Below are 16,108 nucleotides of genomic sequence, written 5' to 3' on the forward strand. Positions count from 1 at the left end.
TCAGCGCGTCCCGGTCGGCGAGCCCTTCCGCACCTCACGCAGCGCGTAGGTGAAGCGGCTCAACGGGTTCCGGTGCCGGTCCGCCGTGTAGTCCGCGTCGGGGAAGACCAGTGCGCGCAGATATGCCGGCTTGTCGCGCCACGGCAGGACCCGCAGGGTGGCCACGGCCTGCGCCGCGAACGTCTTGTCCGGCGTCGTGTGCAACCCCAGCCACGACTCGTCCCGCGGCGACGGCACGTAGGCCACCGCCCAGCGCGCCAGCGGGCCGGGGACCTTGATCCCGAGCAGGCGCACCGTGTCGGCCACCGCGGCGGCGACCACGGCCTCCGCGCCCCACGACCCGGCCAGCGCCAGCACCGGCCCCGGATCCACCACCCGCAGCATCTCCGCCACGTCCCGCAGCGACCCGAGCCGCAGCGGCCAGTCGCCGAGGGCCGCGTGGTAGCAGGCGTGCAGGAACCGGTTCGGCGGCGACAACGCCCGCACCGCGCGCCCGCCGATGAAGAACTCCTGCCCGGCGTCCCACACCGCGTCCAGGTCGACCCGCCGCCCCCACGGCCCGAGCACGAAGGTGCGGTGCAGGTCCAGCTCGTACCCGGCGGGCGGGCGCAACGTCATGCCCTTGTCGAAGCGCCGGTCGAACCCCGGCCGCGGCTCGGCGAGCGTGCGCTGGAACCCGGCCGTCGCCAGCACCGCGACGGTCCGGTCGATGTCCGCCGCACGCACCATCACGTCCAGGTCGTTGAAGGACCGCAGCGCCGGATCGGGGTAGTCCAGGTGTGCCACCGCCGTGCCCTTGAGCACCCGCGCCTCGATGCCCGCCCCGCCCAGCAGGTCCAGGATCCGCAGGAGCTCGTGCTCCAGCACCAGCACGCGCATCTGGTTGGTGGCGTGCGCGGAATTCACCTCGCGCGCCTGCTCAGCCGTCGCCGGGAACGCGCCCGCGGTGATCGCCGCGGTCAGCAACCCCGTCATCCGGTGCTTCCGCGCCGCCGCGAGCAGCCCCGGCCACTCCTCAGCGGTCTCCGGTTCCGCGGGGAACGCCCGGTCGCTCCCCGGCAGCCGGTACGCTGCCGCGGCGAGCAGCGCCGCCGGGTACTCGCTCTCCGCGCACAACCTGCGTCCCATCCGCCCCTCCGCTCATCTGCCCGGGCGGCCGTCGAACGTGCTGCCCGCGTCCTGGTGGTACGGCGCCCCGGTCCACCGCGGGACCGGCACCGTCGTGCTCATGTCCGGGACCGTGAACCGCCACGGCCCGGTGTAGGTGTTGTCGTGCCAGCGGTTGCCCGCCGCGAACACGATGTGCCGCTGGATCACGTCGCCCTGGTACGGCGACCAGTCCGGCGAGCTGCCGTAGTTGGACAGCAGCGCCATCCGCCCGCAGAACTCGACCGGGCAGCCGCCGTCGACCGCGGCCGGGTCGAACCGGAAGGTGTTGCCGTGGATCTCCAGGTCCGAGGTCCACCACCGGCAGTCGGTGTACAGCGGCTCGCGGGCGATCGCGGGCGGCGAGCAGGCCGAGGTGTTCTCCGGGCCGACGATCAGCGTGCAGTCGGAGGTGGTCGACGCGGACGAGTTGCAGAACCGGTCCGCGTTGGCCCACGCCACGACGCCGCCCCAGTTGTTCTCCAGCAGGTTCCCGGTGACCTCGATCTTCGCGGTGCGGGCCGGGATCCGCGCGTCGCCGTCGGCCTCGGACAGGTAGATCGCGCCGGTCGGGAACGGGTCGCGCTCATCGGCGAATTCGCGGCCGGTGCGCCACGCGTTGTCCCGCAACGTGTTGCCGCGGATCACCGCGTTGTAGGAGATCTCGTAGAAGATGCCGGTGCCGTCGTTGTCCTCGATGAGGTTGTCCTCGATGAGGAAGTCGTTGTTGTTGGTGTCGGCCCACACGGCGGTGCCGTGGTTGCCGTGGATCCAGTTGTTCCGCACGTCCGCGCCGTTGACCGCCCAGAACTTCATCGCGCCGGTGCAGCCGCACCCGGGCAGCTGCGCCTCCCAGTCCTCGGTGTTGTTGCCGGTGAACTCGTTGCCCTCGACGACGAGACCGGTGATGCGGTTGCCGGACTGGTAGGCGTTGAGGCCGTACTGGCCGTTGTCGGCCAGGCAGTTCCCGGCGATGCGGTTGCGCGCGCCCGCCATCAGCGCCGCGCCGCGGTTGCGGGTCAGGGTGTTGTGCTCGACGGTCCAGCCGTCGCCGGAGTCGTGGTTCACCACGCCCTCGTCGCGGGGCGCGGCGAAGTTGCGGATCGTCAGGTGCCGGATCGTGACGCCGGTGGCGCGGCCGGTGATGGCGTACCGGTTGTCGCGGTTGCCGTCCAGCACCGCGCCGGGCCCGCCGAGCAGCGTCGCGCCCGCGCCGGGGGCGATCTGTGAGTACTCGCCGGGCGCGAGCGTGTGGACGCCGGGCGCGAACCAGTACGTCGCGCCCGGCGTGCTGAAGTCGAAGCCCGCGTTGCTGCCGGCCGGGACGACCACCGCGCCGGGCGGTGGCGAAGCAGGGCCGGTCAGCGCCGGGCTGCCGCAGACGGCGGCGGGCGGCGCTGGGGGAGCGGCGGGGGCGCCCTGCACGGTCGGAACCACGGCCGGCGGGCCGGGATCGGGCGCGACGGCCGCGACGACGCCGGCGAGTGCGAGGACGCCGGCGGCCCCGAGCGCGAGCGGGATCGCCCGGCTCCTCGTGGTCATCCCCGCCCCCGTCCGTCAAGGTGTTCGTCTACGGAAGTCGTCGGGGCGAAAAGCGCCGTTACCCGCCGGCGTTCACACGATCGGCTACTCGATCGATCGCCAGTGCGGCTGCGACCACCACGGCCAGGGACGTGCAGAACCCGCCGATCGTGTCGGTGAGGTAGTGGACCCGGGACGCGGTCTGCGACCACGACATCGCCGCGCCGCACAGCACCCCGAGGCCGAGCACGAGCGGCAGCCCGGCGCGACCGAGCCGGAACCGGTCGGCGAGCAGCAGTCCGACTACCATCCCGAGCGATGTGACCAGTGCGGTGTGCCCGCTGGGGTAGGACAGGTGGTCGCCGTTGATGGTCCGGTCCACCACGGGTTTCACCACGGTGGTGAGCACGCCGGTCGCGGCGGGCCCGGCGACGGCGAGCAGCGCGAGGCGACGGCGGCGCGTGGCGAAGCAGACCACGGCGAGGACCACGACCAGCCCCGCGGCCCACCCCGGATCACCCGCGGTCCCGACGGCCCACGAGATGTCGAACGACAACGACGGCTCACGCACGCTGTCCCGCAACGCCTCGTACGCGCCGTGGTCGAGCGCGGAGCCGGCGCCGTCACCGGTGAACACCACGCCGAGCACGACCGCCACGACCCCCGCGACGACGGCGGCAGCCGCCAGCGGGGCGCGCAGCACGGGCGGGACGGCGGGCCGCGGGACGTTCGTCTGCTTCACGTGGGGAAGTCGCCGCCAGTCGGCGGATTGTTTCCACCCGGCAGGCGGAAATGGTGAGCCGAATGCATCACACGCCATTGTCGTGACGCGGGCTGATCCGGCCGGGGGAGTCCTTCCGCGACTTCCGGGACACGGGCTCCTGGCCGTGACCTGCTCAGCGGCGGGAATCCGGACGATCCGGACACCTACCTGGCGACGTACCCGTGGACACTGCCGAGCCTTTATCGGTCGCCCTTTTCCAGGTTCTGTCGGTCGGCGTCGCTATTGTGATGCTGCGTATTTTGGCAAAATGGGCGACGCCACACTTGGCCGATCTCGTGGTTCCGCGGCCAGGGCGAACACGTCGAGTAGGCTGCCCAGTTGCACGGGACCTCGCGGTGCTGAGTTGCGATGTGGCGCCGACCGGGCTTAGCAACCCCGTCCAGCGGCGCTTCGACCTGCTCAGGCAGCTCTCGCGCTGGGGTCTGACCGAGCCGCCCGCGTGGTTGCAGCTCGCGGTTCCAGCGGCTTCTACCACGCGCCGTATGACCTGCTGGTGCTCTTCGTGCCGGTTGCGCTGGGCATCGGCATGGCGGTGCGCGGTGAGCTGACCCGCACGGCGGACTGCGTCGCGGTGGGCGCGGTCTTGCCGCCGCCTTGGTCAGCTCCAGATGTCGCGGTGCACGTTGAAGATGATCCGGGACCCCAGCCGCTCCAGTTTGATCGGTAGTTCCGTCATCGTGGCGAGCCGGGCGCGCACCGCCTGCTGGTGCTCCAGCGGGCAGCTGACCAGCAGGAACCCGCCGCCGCCCGCGCCGGTCACCTTCGCCCCGGTCGCGCCCGCCGACAGCGCCCCGTCGACGGCCTCGTCGATCTGCTGGTTGGACACCCCGGCCGCGAGCGAGCGCTTGGCCTCCCAGCTCTTGCGCAGCGCGGTGCCCAGCGCGGACAGCTCACCGCCGCGCAGGCCGTCCGCCGCCTCGCCGGCGAGGTCGCGCAACTGCCCCAGCTGGGCGAGCTTGTTCCCGACGTTCGCGTTCTGCTCGCCGAGGATCTTGTCGGCGCTGCGGGTGATGCCGGTGAAGAACAACATCAGCTCGTCCTGCAGCTTCCGCCAGTCCGCCCGCGGCAGGTCGATCTGCTCGACCCCGACCGCGTCGCCCGGCCCGAACTGCAGGTCGCACAACCCGCCGAAGGCGGCCGCGTACTGGTCCTGCTTCCCGATCGGCTTGCGGCACCGGTCGATCTCGATCGCGCACGCCCGGTCGGCCAGCTCCTCGGCCGCCACCTGCCTGCCCTGGTAGGCGAACAACGCGTGCAGCAGGCCCACCGTCACCGAGGACGACGACCCGAGCCCGGAGCCGGCCGACGGGATGTCGGCGAGCGTGGTGATCTCCACGCCGCTGCGCACCCCGGTCATGTGCATGGCCTCGCGCACCAGCTCGTGCTCGAGGTCCTCGACCCGGGAGACGATCTCCTTGCGCGAGTAGTTGACGTAGATCTCGTCGTCGAAGCGCTGCTTGACCACGACGTAGACGTACTTGTCGATGGCGGCGTTGAGCACCCGGCCGCCGTGCTCCCGGTAGTAGCTGGGCAGATCGGTCCCGCCACCGACGAGCCCGATGCGCAGCGGGGTCTGGGTGATGATCACGATGCTCGCCTGCCTTGCCAGACTTCGCGCGCCCTGGCCAGGGCCGCGGGGGTGCCGATGTCGAGGAACCAGGAGTCGCCGAGGGAGACCGCGCGGGCGCGCCCGACGAGTTCGGGCAGCAGGTGGTAGCCGATGTCCCGGGGCGGCGGGCCGATCAGGTCGAGCACGGCGGGGGAGAACGCGTACATCCCCGCATTGGCCAAAGAACCGGTCGGCTTCGCTGGCTTTTCGGTGAACCCCGTCACCAGACCGTCGGCAACCGTGAGGATCCCGCACTGGGTCGGATCGGGCGCCCGGAACACCGACAGCGTCGCGATCGCGCCGCCCGCGCGGTGCGCCTCGATCAGGACCCGCAGGTCGAAGTCGGTCAGGTTGTCCGCGTTGAGCGCCAGGAACATCTCCTCGCCCGCGACGAAGTCCCGGTTCGCCGACACGGTGCCCGCGCTGCCGAGCAGTTCCGGCTCCTCGGCGGTGCGCACGAGCGGGCCGCCCCGCCGCTCGGCCAGGTGCGCCCACACCAGCGGCGCGAGGTGGTGCAGGTTGACCAGCACCTCGTCCACACCGGCGGCCTCGAGCGCGTCCAGCCAGATGTCCAGCATCGGCCGCCCGCCGATCTCGACGAGGCACTTGGGCGTGTGGTCGGTCAGGGGCCGCAACCGCGTCCCCAGCCCGGCCGCGAGCAGGAACGCCTTCACGAGCCCGCCTTGCGCACCACGCCGAGCGAGCGCATCTTCGCGTCGGCCTCGGCGAGGATCTCGTCCAGGCCGCGCACGTCCCGCAACCACGCCGCGTACTCGGCGACAGAGTCCGCCGGGGTCCGCTTCGGGGACCAGCCCAGCTGCTTGAGCGTGTCGACGTCGGAGAGGATGTGCCGGGTGTCGCCGAACCGGTACTCGCCGCTGATCCGGCCCGGCCGGTCCGATCCGTACTGCCGGCGCACGACCTCGGCGAACTCCTGGGTGGTGTACCCGGCCCCGCCGCCCACGTTGAACACCCGCCCCGCCGCGCGGTCGTCAGCGAGCACCAGCACGTTCGCGTCGACGACGTCGTGGATGTTGACGTAGTCGCGGATGTTCTGCCCGTCCTCGTACAGCGTCGGCGCGCCGCCGAGCAGGTAGTGCAGGTTGAAGATGCGGCACGCGCCGGAGTAGGCGTTGTAGACCGACTGCCGCGGGCCCTGCACGATGCTGTAGCGCAGGGCGACGGTCGGGATGCCGTAGCGGCGCCCGAGGTTGACCGCCACGACCTCCTCGCCGTGCTTGGACATGCCGTAGGCGTTCTGGGGGTTGGCGACGCGTTCCGGCGTCGGCAGCACCTCGATCGGCTCGCCGCACACCGCGCAGCCGATGTCCCAGCGCGCGGCCCGCAGCGCGGACTCCGGGCGCATGTCCGGCGTCTGCTCGCCGTGCACCGCGCACCGGTACAGCCCTTCGCCCATCGCCGCCTGCGAGGACGCCACGACGATCCGCTGCAGGTCCAGCTTCTCGGCGACCACGATCTCGTAGATCATCGCGGTCGAGGTGACGTTGACGTCGGTGAACTTCGCGAAGTCCGGCAGGTAGTCCTGGTAGGCGGCGAAGTGGTAGACCGCGTCCACGCGGCGCAGCAGGTTGCGCATCAGGTCGCGGTTGCGCACGTCGCCCTCGTAGAACTCCACGCCGGGCGTGAGGTGGTTCGGCCTGCCGCCGCGGTGCACCGGCGCGGCCAGCACGTCCAGCACGACCACCTCGTGCCCCAGCTCGACGAGCCGGTCGCAGGTGTGCGAGCCGATGAACCCGGCGCCGCCGGTGACCAGGACCCTCATCGGGTGTGCCCCTCGTGGACTTCGCGGTACACGTCGAGCGTGCGCGCGGCAGTGGCCGCCCAGGTGAACTCGCTCGCGCGTTCCGGTCCGCGGGCGCGCAGCCGCTCGCTCTCCGGGCCGCAGGCCTTGACGATCTGGTCGGCGATCGAGTCCGCGTCCTTCGGGTCGGCCAGCAGCGCCGCCCCGCCCGCGGTCTCCGGCATCGCGGTGAGGTTGGAGGTGACCACCGGGCACGCCGAGGCCATGGCCTCCAGGATCGGCAGGCCGAACGTCTCGTTGTGCGACGGGTACACGAACACCTCCGCGGCGCGGTAGAAGTGCACCGTCTCCTCCAGCGGCACGCCACCCACCCACACGATGTCGTCCGCCACGCCGAGCCGCGCGGCGAGCGCCTTGAGCTCGCCGACGTACTCGACGTCCCGGCCAGGTCCGACGACGACCAGCTGCCTGCCGCCGAGGTCGGACTTCGCCGCGGCGAACGCGCGGATCAGTCCCTCGCAGTTCTTGTACGGCCACAGCGACGACACGAACAACACGAAGTTCTCGCGCACCCCGTACCGCTTCGCGACGTGTGCGAACGCCTCGTCCCGGTCGCCGGGGTTGAACAGCTCGTGGTCCACCGCCTCCGGGATGAGCCGGATCTTCGCCGGATCCACGTTCAGGTACTGCTGCACCTCGTCGACCAGGCTGCGCGAGTTGAGGATGATCGCGTCGGCCAGGCGGGCGGTGCGCGGGTAGCTCAGCTGGCGGTACAGCCGCGCGGGCGGGGAGATCGCGTGCGGCGTCGTGTACGCGTGCAGCGTCTTGATGTGCACCACCAGCTTCGGTGCGGACTTCACGATCGGCGCCATCAGCGTGTTCAGCACGTCGATCCCGCTCAGCGGCAGCCGCAGCGGCGAGTACAGGTGCTCCGACAGCGTGCGCAGGTTGCGCTTCTCGTTGGACCACGGGTAGGTGATGTAGCCGACGCTGCGGCCGTAGTCGTGCGCAGGCCGTGACTTCGGGCTCACCATCAGGTGGAACGACTCGCCGTCGCGGAGCAGCCGGGTCATCTCGGGGATGACGCGGGTCCAGAACCAGTGCGCGCCCGACGGGTTGAACGGGTCGTCGGTGAGCAGGTTGATCGCGACGCGCATGCGGTCAGAATGTCTGCGAGACAACGGCATCTGGGGTCATCCTCGACTGTCGGACGTACTGGGCCAGCAGGTGCATGCACGCCTGGTGGGCGTCTTCGACGACGCCGTAGTTGGCGGAGCCGACGTGGATGGAGACCTCGGCGCGGCGCCGGGCCGGCCCGCCGGCGAAGCCGGTGAGCGCGATGGTCGGCATGTCGTGCGCCGTCGCCCAGTCCAGTGCCCGCACGATGTTCGGCGAGCGGCCCGAGGACGAGATGACGATCAGCACGTCGCCCGGCCGCGCCTGGGACTGCAGCTGGTACTCGAAGACGTGCTCGTAGCCGAGGTCGTTGGCGATCGCGCTGAACAGCTCCACGTTGGTGCTCAGGCTCTGCACGCGCGTGGTGACCCCGGTGCCGTTGCGCACGCCCTTCACGTGGTCGCACTGCAGGTGGTTGGCGATCGACGCGGATCCGCCGTTGCCGCAGGCGAACACGGCCGAATCGCGGTCGTAGGCGGCGTTCAGGATCTTCGCCGCGCGGCTGACCTGCTCCAGGTCCACGGTGGCGAAGGCGCGCGCCAGCTCGGCGACGTAGGCGCCGCCGTAGGAGTCGGCCCGGTGGAACTTCGCGGCCGGGAACTTGGGCGCCTTCTGCTGCTCCGGCGCCGGCGCGGTGTCGCCGCCGAGGATGAACCGCACGGCGGCGGCGAGATCGGGGAACGCGTCCACGCCCATCACGGCCGAGCCGGGCGGCCCGACGTGCAGCGGTTTCGCGCCGACGGCCCGCGCGAGCCCGACGTCGGCGGGGCTGTCCCCGACCACCCACGACGCGGAAAGGTCCAGGTCGAGCGCTTCTCCGGCGGCCAGCGCCATGCCCGGCCCCGGCTTGCGGTCGGCGCTGCGCCGGGCGAACGCCTCGACGATGCCGTCCGGGTGGTAGGGGCAGAACAGCCACAGGTCCACGTGCGCGCCGTGCCGCGCCATCTCGGCGATCATGTGCTTGTGGACCTGCTCCACGTCGGCGATGCCGTAGTACCCGCGGGCGACGCCGGCCTGGTTGGTCACCACGGCGACCGGGACGCCGGCCCGGTTGAGCGCGGCGATCGCCGCGATGGCCCCGTCGATGAACTCGACCCGGTCGACGGAGCCGACATACCCGCTGTCGACGATGATCGTGCCGTCGCGATCGAGCAGAACCCCTGGCTGGCTCACGGTTCGACCACCTCTCTGCGATGTCTTGAGGTCGCGTGCGGGCGCTGGTCCGTTACGGGCGCGGCGCTCACCGCGATACCGTCCTTTGTGGAGTACCGGCGAGCAGGCCGGCCGCGACCGCCAGGTGCAGCAGGTACGGCGAGGCGTCCCCGAGGCCGGCTTCGGTGTAGGAGGCCGCGAGGCAGTACGTGATCAGGAACAACGCGCACGCCCGCCCCGGCGACGGCGGGCGGGCGATGGCCACCACGACCACCGTCACCAGGAACAACACGACGATCGTGGCGCCCAGGTAGCCCTGCTCGTGGTAGACGGCCAGCCAGCTGTTGTCGATGGGCAGGCCGTCGAAGGACTTGTTGGACAGCCCGGTGCCGAAGATCTCTTCGAACCAGGTGCGCGGGGCGGACAGCAGCCGCTCCCACACCTTCGCGCGGCCGGTGAGGTTGCCGAAGTTCTCCGCGTCCTGGCCGCGCAGGACCCAGGTCTGCAGCAGGGGCCCGAGCAGGACGGCGCCGATCCCGGCAACCGCGATGCCCCAGGCGAACGCCTTGCGGGCGCGGCCGCTGGTGAGCCACATCGACAGCATCGCGACGACGAGCCCGGAGACCAGGCCGAGGGTCGCGGTGCGGGTGTGGGTCAGCACGAGCAGGACGATCGCCGGGCCGGTGACCATGACCACGCTGCGCGCGTCGGTGAGCCTGTTGATCCACAGCAGCATGGCCAGCCCGGCGACGATCGCGGCGTACTGCCCGATCTGAGTCGGGGTCAGCGGCCACAGCACGCCGGTGAGCCTGCCGTCGTTGAGTTCCGGCATGGCCAGACCGGGCGAGATCACCAGGCCGACGGCGACGGAGACCAGCAGCACGGTCAGCACCCTGATGTGCTGGCGGACGAACCAGATAGAGCCGTTCATCCACGGGCTGATCAACCACAACGTCCCGACGAACAACCCGAGCCTGGCGCACCGGAACAGCGAGCCGAAGCCGGACTCCATGCGCACGCTGCTCGCGAAGCTCGCGACCAGCAGCAGGCTGAGCAGCACCAGGAACGCGCTGGGCCGGATCTTCAGGCGCGGGTTGAGGATCAGGGCGAGCGCGAACGCGATGCCGACCGCGCTCATCGTGAGGACCTGGGTGACCGGGCGCGGGATCGGGATGAGCGCCGAGACGCCCTGGGTGGCGAGGGTGTTGAAGATCATCAAGGCCCAGATCGCGCCCAGGATCCGGAAGGTGCGCGGGCTTCGGGCGACGTCGTCCTCGTCGAGTGTCCGCGGCCGGATGCCGGTGAGGCTCATCACTTGCCGCCCCCCATCGCGAACGTGCTGCCCGCGTCCTGGCGGTAGACCGGGCCCTGCCACTCGATCTGCTCGACCAGCCTGCTCGCGTCGTGCGCGACGAAGGTCCACGGCCCGACGTAGGTGTTGCCGTACCAGCGGTTGTTCTGGTCGAAGGTGATGGCCTGCGGGATCACGTCGCCCTGGTACGGCGACCAGTCCGGCGAGCTGCCGTAGTTGGACAGCAACGCCATCCGGGCGCACATCGCCTGGCAGCCGATGTTCCGCGGGTTCACCTCGAACCGGTTGCCGTGGACCTGCACGTTCTGCGTCTTCCAGCGGCAGTCGCCGTGCAGCGGGTCGGTGTCGATGCCCGGCGGGGCGCAATTCGCGACGTCGTTGACGACGAGCGTGCAGGTGCCGGTGGACGTGTTGGCGGGGCTGTTGCAGAAGCGGTCCGCGTTCTCCCACAGCGTGACCCCGCCCCAGTTGTCCTGGAACTCGTTGTCGTGGATGTCGATCCGGTCGGTGCGGGCGGGCACGCGCGCGTCGCCGCCGGACTCGGAGATGTAGACCGCCGCGGACGGGAAGTTGTCGTCGCGGTCGACGAACTCGCGCCCGCTGACCAGGTTGTTGCGCTTCAGCGTGTTACCGCGGATGGTCGCGTTGTAGCTGGTCTCGTAGAAGATCGCGGCGCCGTCGTTGTTCTCGATGAGGTTGTTCTCGATCAGGAAGTCGTTGTTGTTGGTGTCGGCCCAGATGCCCGGCCCGCGGTTGTCGTGGATCCAGTTGCCGCGGATGTCGGCGCCGTCGACCTCCCAGAACTTCATCGCGCCGGTGCAGCCGCAGCCGTCGGCGTACTTGCTCTCCACGTCGTCGGCGTTGTTGCCGACGAACTCGTTGCCCTCCAGCACGACGTCGGTCACGTCGCCGCAGCAGGCGTTGAGCCCGTACTGCCCGTTGTCCTTGAGGCAGTTGCCTGTCATCACCTGGCGCGCGCCCGCCATCATCGCGGCGCCGCGGTTGTCGGTGAGCAGGTTCGACCGGATGACCCAGCCGGCGCCGGAGTCGTGGTTGACCACGCCCTCGTTGTCCGGCGCGTCGAACCCGGTCACCGTGAGGTGCTCGATGGTCACCCCGCTCGCCTTGCCGCTGAAGGCGTACCGGTTGGTGTCGCGCCCGTCGACCACCGCTCCCGGGGCGCCGGTGTAGGTGTTGCCGTCCTTCGGCGCGACCTGGTCGAACTCGTCGGTGCCAAGGGTGTGCGTGCCGGGCCGCAGCCAGAACGTGGTGCCCGGCGGGCTGGCCTTCGTCTTGGCCTGGAGGTCGCCGGGCACGGCCGCGTCGACCACGACCGCGCCCGCGGGTGGCTCCGCGGGGCCGGGCGGCAGGTTGCGGCACGCCCCGGAGCCCGCCAGCGTCGCGGTGGTGTCCGCCGGTTCCGGGCTGGGGGTGCACGCGAGCGCGGCCAGCGGCGCCAGGACGCCGAGGAACACCGCCACCCAGCGGGCTCGGGTCGTCGTTGGTGCGGGCACGGCGGGCAACCTCCGGCTAGTCGGCGAAGCGCAGCAGTGTGGTGAGCGGGCCGGCGCGCCCGGCGAGCCCACTGCCGATCAGGGTCGTGGCCGGTTCGCGGCGGCCGTAGCCGGGCGAGTACCAGCCGAGCGGCGGATCGGTCTGGCCGCGGTGCGCGGTCCAGGTCAGCCCGGCGGGCAGGTCGAGGATCGCCGCCCGGTCGCGGCCACCCGCGGTCCACGTCAGCACCGCCGCGTTGCCGGTCAGCTCGGCGCTCACCCGCGGGCCGAGGTGGAACGCGAGCCGCGCCGGGTGGTGCCGGTTGTCGGTGATCTCGTCGGTGATCCGCAGTTCCCGTTCGGCCGCGTCGAGTTCGACGGTGCGCCGGTGCACGGCGGGCCGGTAGCCGTCGTGCTCGGCGGACCACCGCGGCACGCCGCCGCCGGGGCGGGCCAGCACCCGGGTGCGTGCGTGCCGCGTCCACAGGAACGGGCCGCCCGACGTGGACTGGTCGGCGTCGTCCAGCTGCACCGTGTTGTGGCCGAGCGTGGACCGGAAGTACGCCCGCCACCCGGGCTCGCCGTGGTAGCAGTAGGTCCCCGGGTCGGCGAGGACGTCGACGCCGTCGTGCCGCACCTCTACCGACAACGCGTCGGCGTGCGCGTGCGCGGCGATGGACAGGAAACCGTGCGGGCCGCCGTCACAGCGGCACCAGATCTCGCCGTGGCCGTCCTGGGGCCGGGTGCGCAGCAGCGTCAGCCCGGCGTCGGCGAAGTGGTCCGGCCGCGCGCGCGGCCGGTCCGCCGCTTCGAACCGGCGGGCGAGCGCGGCGAGCAGCGGCGTGCGGGCGTCCCCGCCGCGCGGGCTCGGCCACCAGTCCAGCCGTCCGAACAGGACGTCCCCGGTCGCCAGCAGCGACGACCACCGGTTGACCCCGGCGCCGTCGAGCACGAGCCCGTGCCCGTCGTCGCTGTCGCCCTGCCGCGGCGGGTGCAGCCGCACGTCGACGACGGCCGCGAGCGCGTCGGTCATCCGCAGCAGCGTCCGCCACAGCGAGTCCGGCGCCGCCGGGCCTGCCTCGATCGCCGCGGCCAGGCCCAGTTCGAGGACCAGGCCGTGGTACTCGGTGGCCAGCTCCCGGTTCAGGCCAGAGGCGAAAGTGTTGGCCGCGAGGTGCTCGTCGAGCGAGCGCAGCGCGGCGGACCGCCAGCCCGCCGACTCGGGGAACCACGGGAACGCGCAGGACGCGGCCAGCTGCCCGGCCGACTCGGCGATGACGTGGTTGTTGGCCGACGACCCGCGGCTCGGGAAGGTCGCGAGCCACCGCTGGTGGTGCCAGATCTGGTGCAGCGCCTCGGGGTTGTCCTCGAACAACCCGGGCGCGCCGGGCCAGCCGTCGAGCAGCCGCCGCACCCACACCCAGGACAGCAGCCGGATGCCCAGCTCGATCCCGCTGACCCAGTGCACGCTCGTCATCGGCGCGTTCGCCGCCCACCACGACTTCAGGTGGTCGGCGACCCGCTCGGCGTAGCGGTCCTCGCCGGTCAGCGCGTACGCGGTGGCCAGCACGGTGAGGTGCTGGTGCCGCGACGGCTCCCAGATCTGCTTGATGTCGCCGACGACGTCCTCGTGCCGGTACGGGATGTCGAAGGCGAAGGTGTCGGCAGGCGCGTGGCGCCCGGTCTTCGGGTCGAGCGACCAGTCCGGGCTCACCATGTCGTGCCGCCGCAGGCCGAAGTACTCGGCGCGGCCGTCGATCAGCCGGTCCGCGGTCTCCAGCACGCGTGCCCGCGCGTCCGCCGGGACCTGCACGCCCTCGGGCAGCACGGCGGTGAACCGGCGGCCGGGCAGCGGAGCCGACGCCTTGGGTAGCGCGCGCCGCAGCCTGCGCCGGTTCAGCACGTCCGCCGCGCGCCCGGCGACCTCGCGCGGGCCCATCCGCGAGAGTCGCCGCAGGTACCAGGCGGGGTCCGTCATGACGGGGTCCCGATCTTGACCGGCGCGCCGGTGGCCAGGCTGGTCTGCACCGCGAGCGTGGCGAGCGTGGTCGCGACCAGCGACTCCAACGGCACCGGCATCGGCCCGCCCGAGGTGACCGCGGTGACGAACGCGTCCAGCTCGGCGTGCTGGCCCTTGTCGCGGCCCTTCGGCAGGCGGGAGCTGGTCCACCGCTTGCGCCCGTACACCGAGGCGCGGGCGAAGTCGTCGAACTTCAGCACCTTGCCGTCGGCGACGACGTCCAGCGTCTCCTTGGGGAAGCTCGTCGAACCGCTGGTGGCGTAGCTGACCGTCGCGGTCGACCCGTCCGGGTACCGCAGCACGACCTGCAGGTCCTGCTGGTCCGGCGTGGCGCAGGCGTAGACCGACACCGGGTCCGCGCCGAGCAGCCAGCTCACCGTGTCGATGAAGTGGCCGCCCTCGCCGGCGAACCGGGTGCCTTCCGAACCGGCCTGGTTGTACCAGCTGCCGTGCTCCAGGCGGCCCGCGTTCACCAGGTACCGCACCGACGCCGCGCCGATGCGCCTGCCGAACCGGCCGGTGGCCTCGTGCAGCAGCGGCGCGAACCGGCGGTTGAACCCGACCTGCAGCCGGTCGTTGCCGGACTCCTCGATCGCGCCCAGCACCTTGCCCAGCTCGGCTTCGCTGAGCGCCAGCGGCTTCTCCACGAACACCGCCTTGCCCGCGAGCAGCGCGCGGCGGGTCAGCTCGGCGTGTGAGCTGTGCCGGGTCACCACGAACACCGCGTCGATCTCCGGGTCGGCAAGTGTGGCGTCCACGTCGGTGGTCGCCTCGGCGAACCCGAACTTCCGCGTGGCGTTCGCGCCGGACAGCGCGGACGTGGTGACGACGCGGCGCAGCTCGACGTCCTCCCGTTCGGCCAGGTGCGGCAGCAGCATCGAGGACGCGTAGTTGCCCGCGCCGACGAACGCCGTGCGGACCCGGCCCATCCGCTGCGACGTGTGGATCGGCTCGCGCCGTGGGACGTCCGCGACCAGGGCGGGCTCGTCGTGGCCGGTCTCGACGTCCGGGTAGCGGAACAGGACGGCGACGGCCTTCAGCTCGCCCTCGTTGAGCCTGCGGTAAGTCTCCACCGCGGTCGAGAAGTCCGCGACGTGCGAGACCAGCGGCTCGACGTCGACCCGCCCGCGGGCGATCAGGTCGAGGAAGCACTCCAGGTTGCGCCGCTCGGTCCAGCGGACGTAACCGATCGGGTAGTCGCGGCCGTCCAGTTCGTACTCCGGGTCGTACCGGCCGGGGCCGTACGAGCGCGAGAACCGGACGTCGAGTTCCTTTTCGTAGTAGGCGTTCCACGGCAGGTCGAGGCGGCACTTGCCGATGTCGACCACGCGGCCGCGGTCGCGCGCGAGCTTCGCGGCCAGCTCGACCGGCTCGTTCGTGCTGCCACCGGCGGCGAGGTACACCTGGTCGACGCCGTGCCCGCCGGTCAGCTCACCGACCGCGATCTCCACGTCGCCGGAGCCGGGGTGCCCGCACACCGACGCGCCCAGTCGTTCGGCCAGCTTGCACCGCTCCTGGTCCGGGTCCACGCCGACCACCCGCACCCCGGACGCGGCCAGCAGCTGCACGACCAGCTGCCCGATCAGGCCAAGCCCGATGACCAGCGCGACGTCGCCGAGCTGCGGTTCGCCTCGCCGGACGCCCTGCATGGCGATCGCGCCGACGGTCGCGAACGACGCGTGCCGCGGCGCGACCCCGGCGGGCACCCGCGTGTAGAGGTTCTTCGGCACCCAGTTCAGCTCGGAGTGCAACGCGTGCTCGTTGCCCGCACAGGCGACCAGGTCGCCCACGTCGACGGTGCCTTCCAACCCGGGCCCGACCTCCACGACCACACCGCACAGCGAATAGCCCAGCGGCGTGTAGGAGTCGAGCCGGTTCATCACCTTGCGGTAGGTGGCGCCGACGCCGTTGGCCGCGACGCTCTGCACGACCTTCGCGACCTGGTCCGGCCGCGACCGCGCCTTGCCCAGCATCGACATGCTCGCCTCGGACACCTTCATCATCTCGGTGCCCGTCGAAATCAGCGAGAACGCGGTTCGCACGAGCACGCCGCCCGGCTTGCACGCCGGCACCTCGACGTCCAGCAGCGCCAGCTCGCCGCTCTTGTAGTTCTGCACGACCTGCTTCACCAGG

Annotated in this window: 12 protein-coding genes; all 12 read right to left on the minus strand. The window is 71.7% G+C overall.

Features of this window, described 5'->3' with window-relative positions:
• Entirely contained in the window at positions 1–1,128 is a 1,128-nt protein-coding gene (locus tag AMETH_RS02610) for a nucleotidyltransferase family protein (RefSeq protein ID WP_026153738.1), read from the minus strand.
• Between the two features lie 12 nt (positions 1,129–1,140).
• Positions 1,141–2,688, minus strand: a complete 1,548-nt coding sequence (locus AMETH_RS02615; protein WP_017986484.1) for a right-handed parallel beta-helix repeat-containing protein — start codon at positions 2,686–2,688, stop codon at positions 1,141–1,143.
• 58 nt (positions 2,689–2,746) lie between these two features.
• A complete protein-coding gene (locus AMETH_RS02620; RefSeq protein WP_017986485.1) occupies positions 2,747–3,409 on the minus strand; it encodes a phosphatase PAP2 family protein in 663 nt (220 codons plus the stop codon).
• Positions 3,410–4,049: 640 nt separating this feature from the next.
• Positions 4,050–5,039, minus strand: coding sequence for a GHMP family kinase ATP-binding protein (locus AMETH_RS02625; RefSeq protein ID WP_017986486.1), 990 nt, complete (start codon positions 5,037–5,039; stop codon positions 4,050–4,052).
• A complete protein-coding gene (locus tag AMETH_RS02630; protein ID WP_017986487.1) occupies positions 5,036–5,734 on the minus strand; it encodes a nucleotidyltransferase family protein in 699 nt (232 codons plus the stop codon). The genes AMETH_RS02625 and AMETH_RS02630 overlap by 4 nt, the downstream gene beginning before the upstream one ends.
• The gene (locus AMETH_RS02635) at positions 5,731–6,843 is read right to left on the minus strand and encodes an SDR family NAD(P)-dependent oxidoreductase (RefSeq protein WP_017986488.1); all 1,113 of its coding nucleotides are present in this window, start codon (positions 6,841–6,843) and stop codon (positions 5,731–5,733) included. Before AMETH_RS02635 ends, AMETH_RS02630 begins: the two co-directional genes overlap by 4 nt.
• Entirely contained in the window at positions 6,840–7,979 is a 1,140-nt protein-coding gene (locus AMETH_RS02640; protein WP_017986489.1) for a glycosyltransferase family 4 protein, read from the minus strand. The genes AMETH_RS02635 and AMETH_RS02640 overlap by 4 nt, the downstream gene beginning before the upstream one ends.
• A 4-nt stretch (positions 7,980–7,983) precedes the next feature.
• Positions 7,984–9,171 (minus strand): HAD-IIIA family hydrolase, encoded by a 1,188-nt coding sequence (locus tag AMETH_RS02645; protein WP_017986490.1) that lies wholly within the window; start codon positions 9,169–9,171, stop codon positions 7,984–7,986.
• 67 nt (positions 9,172–9,238) lie between these two features.
• Positions 9,239–10,462, minus strand: a complete 1,224-nt coding sequence (locus AMETH_RS02650; protein WP_017986491.1) for a membrane protein — start codon at positions 10,460–10,462, stop codon at positions 9,239–9,241.
• Positions 10,462–11,943, minus strand: coding sequence for a right-handed parallel beta-helix repeat-containing protein (locus tag AMETH_RS02655; RefSeq protein WP_017986492.1), 1,482 nt, complete (start codon positions 11,941–11,943; stop codon positions 10,462–10,464). The genes AMETH_RS02650 and AMETH_RS02655 overlap by 1 nt, the downstream gene beginning before the upstream one ends.
• Positions 11,944–11,992: 49 nt before the next feature.
• A complete protein-coding gene (locus tag AMETH_RS02660) occupies positions 11,993–13,933 on the minus strand; it encodes an alginate lyase family protein (protein ID WP_017986493.1) in 1,941 nt (646 codons plus the stop codon).
• Positions 13,930–16,104 carry a bi-domain-containing oxidoreductase gene (locus AMETH_RS02665; protein WP_017986494.1) on the minus strand — a complete coding sequence of 725 codons (2,175 nt, stop codon included), beginning with the start codon at positions 16,102–16,104 and terminating at the stop codon, positions 13,930–13,932. The genes AMETH_RS02660 and AMETH_RS02665 overlap by 4 nt, the downstream gene beginning before the upstream one ends.
• Between the last annotated feature and the right edge of the window lie 4 nt (positions 16,105–16,108).

The sequence above is a fragment of the Amycolatopsis methanolica 239 genome, assembly GCF_000739085.1.
In the GTDB taxonomy this organism is placed as follows: domain Bacteria; phylum Actinomycetota; class Actinomycetes; order Mycobacteriales; family Pseudonocardiaceae; genus Amycolatopsis_E; species Amycolatopsis_E methanolica.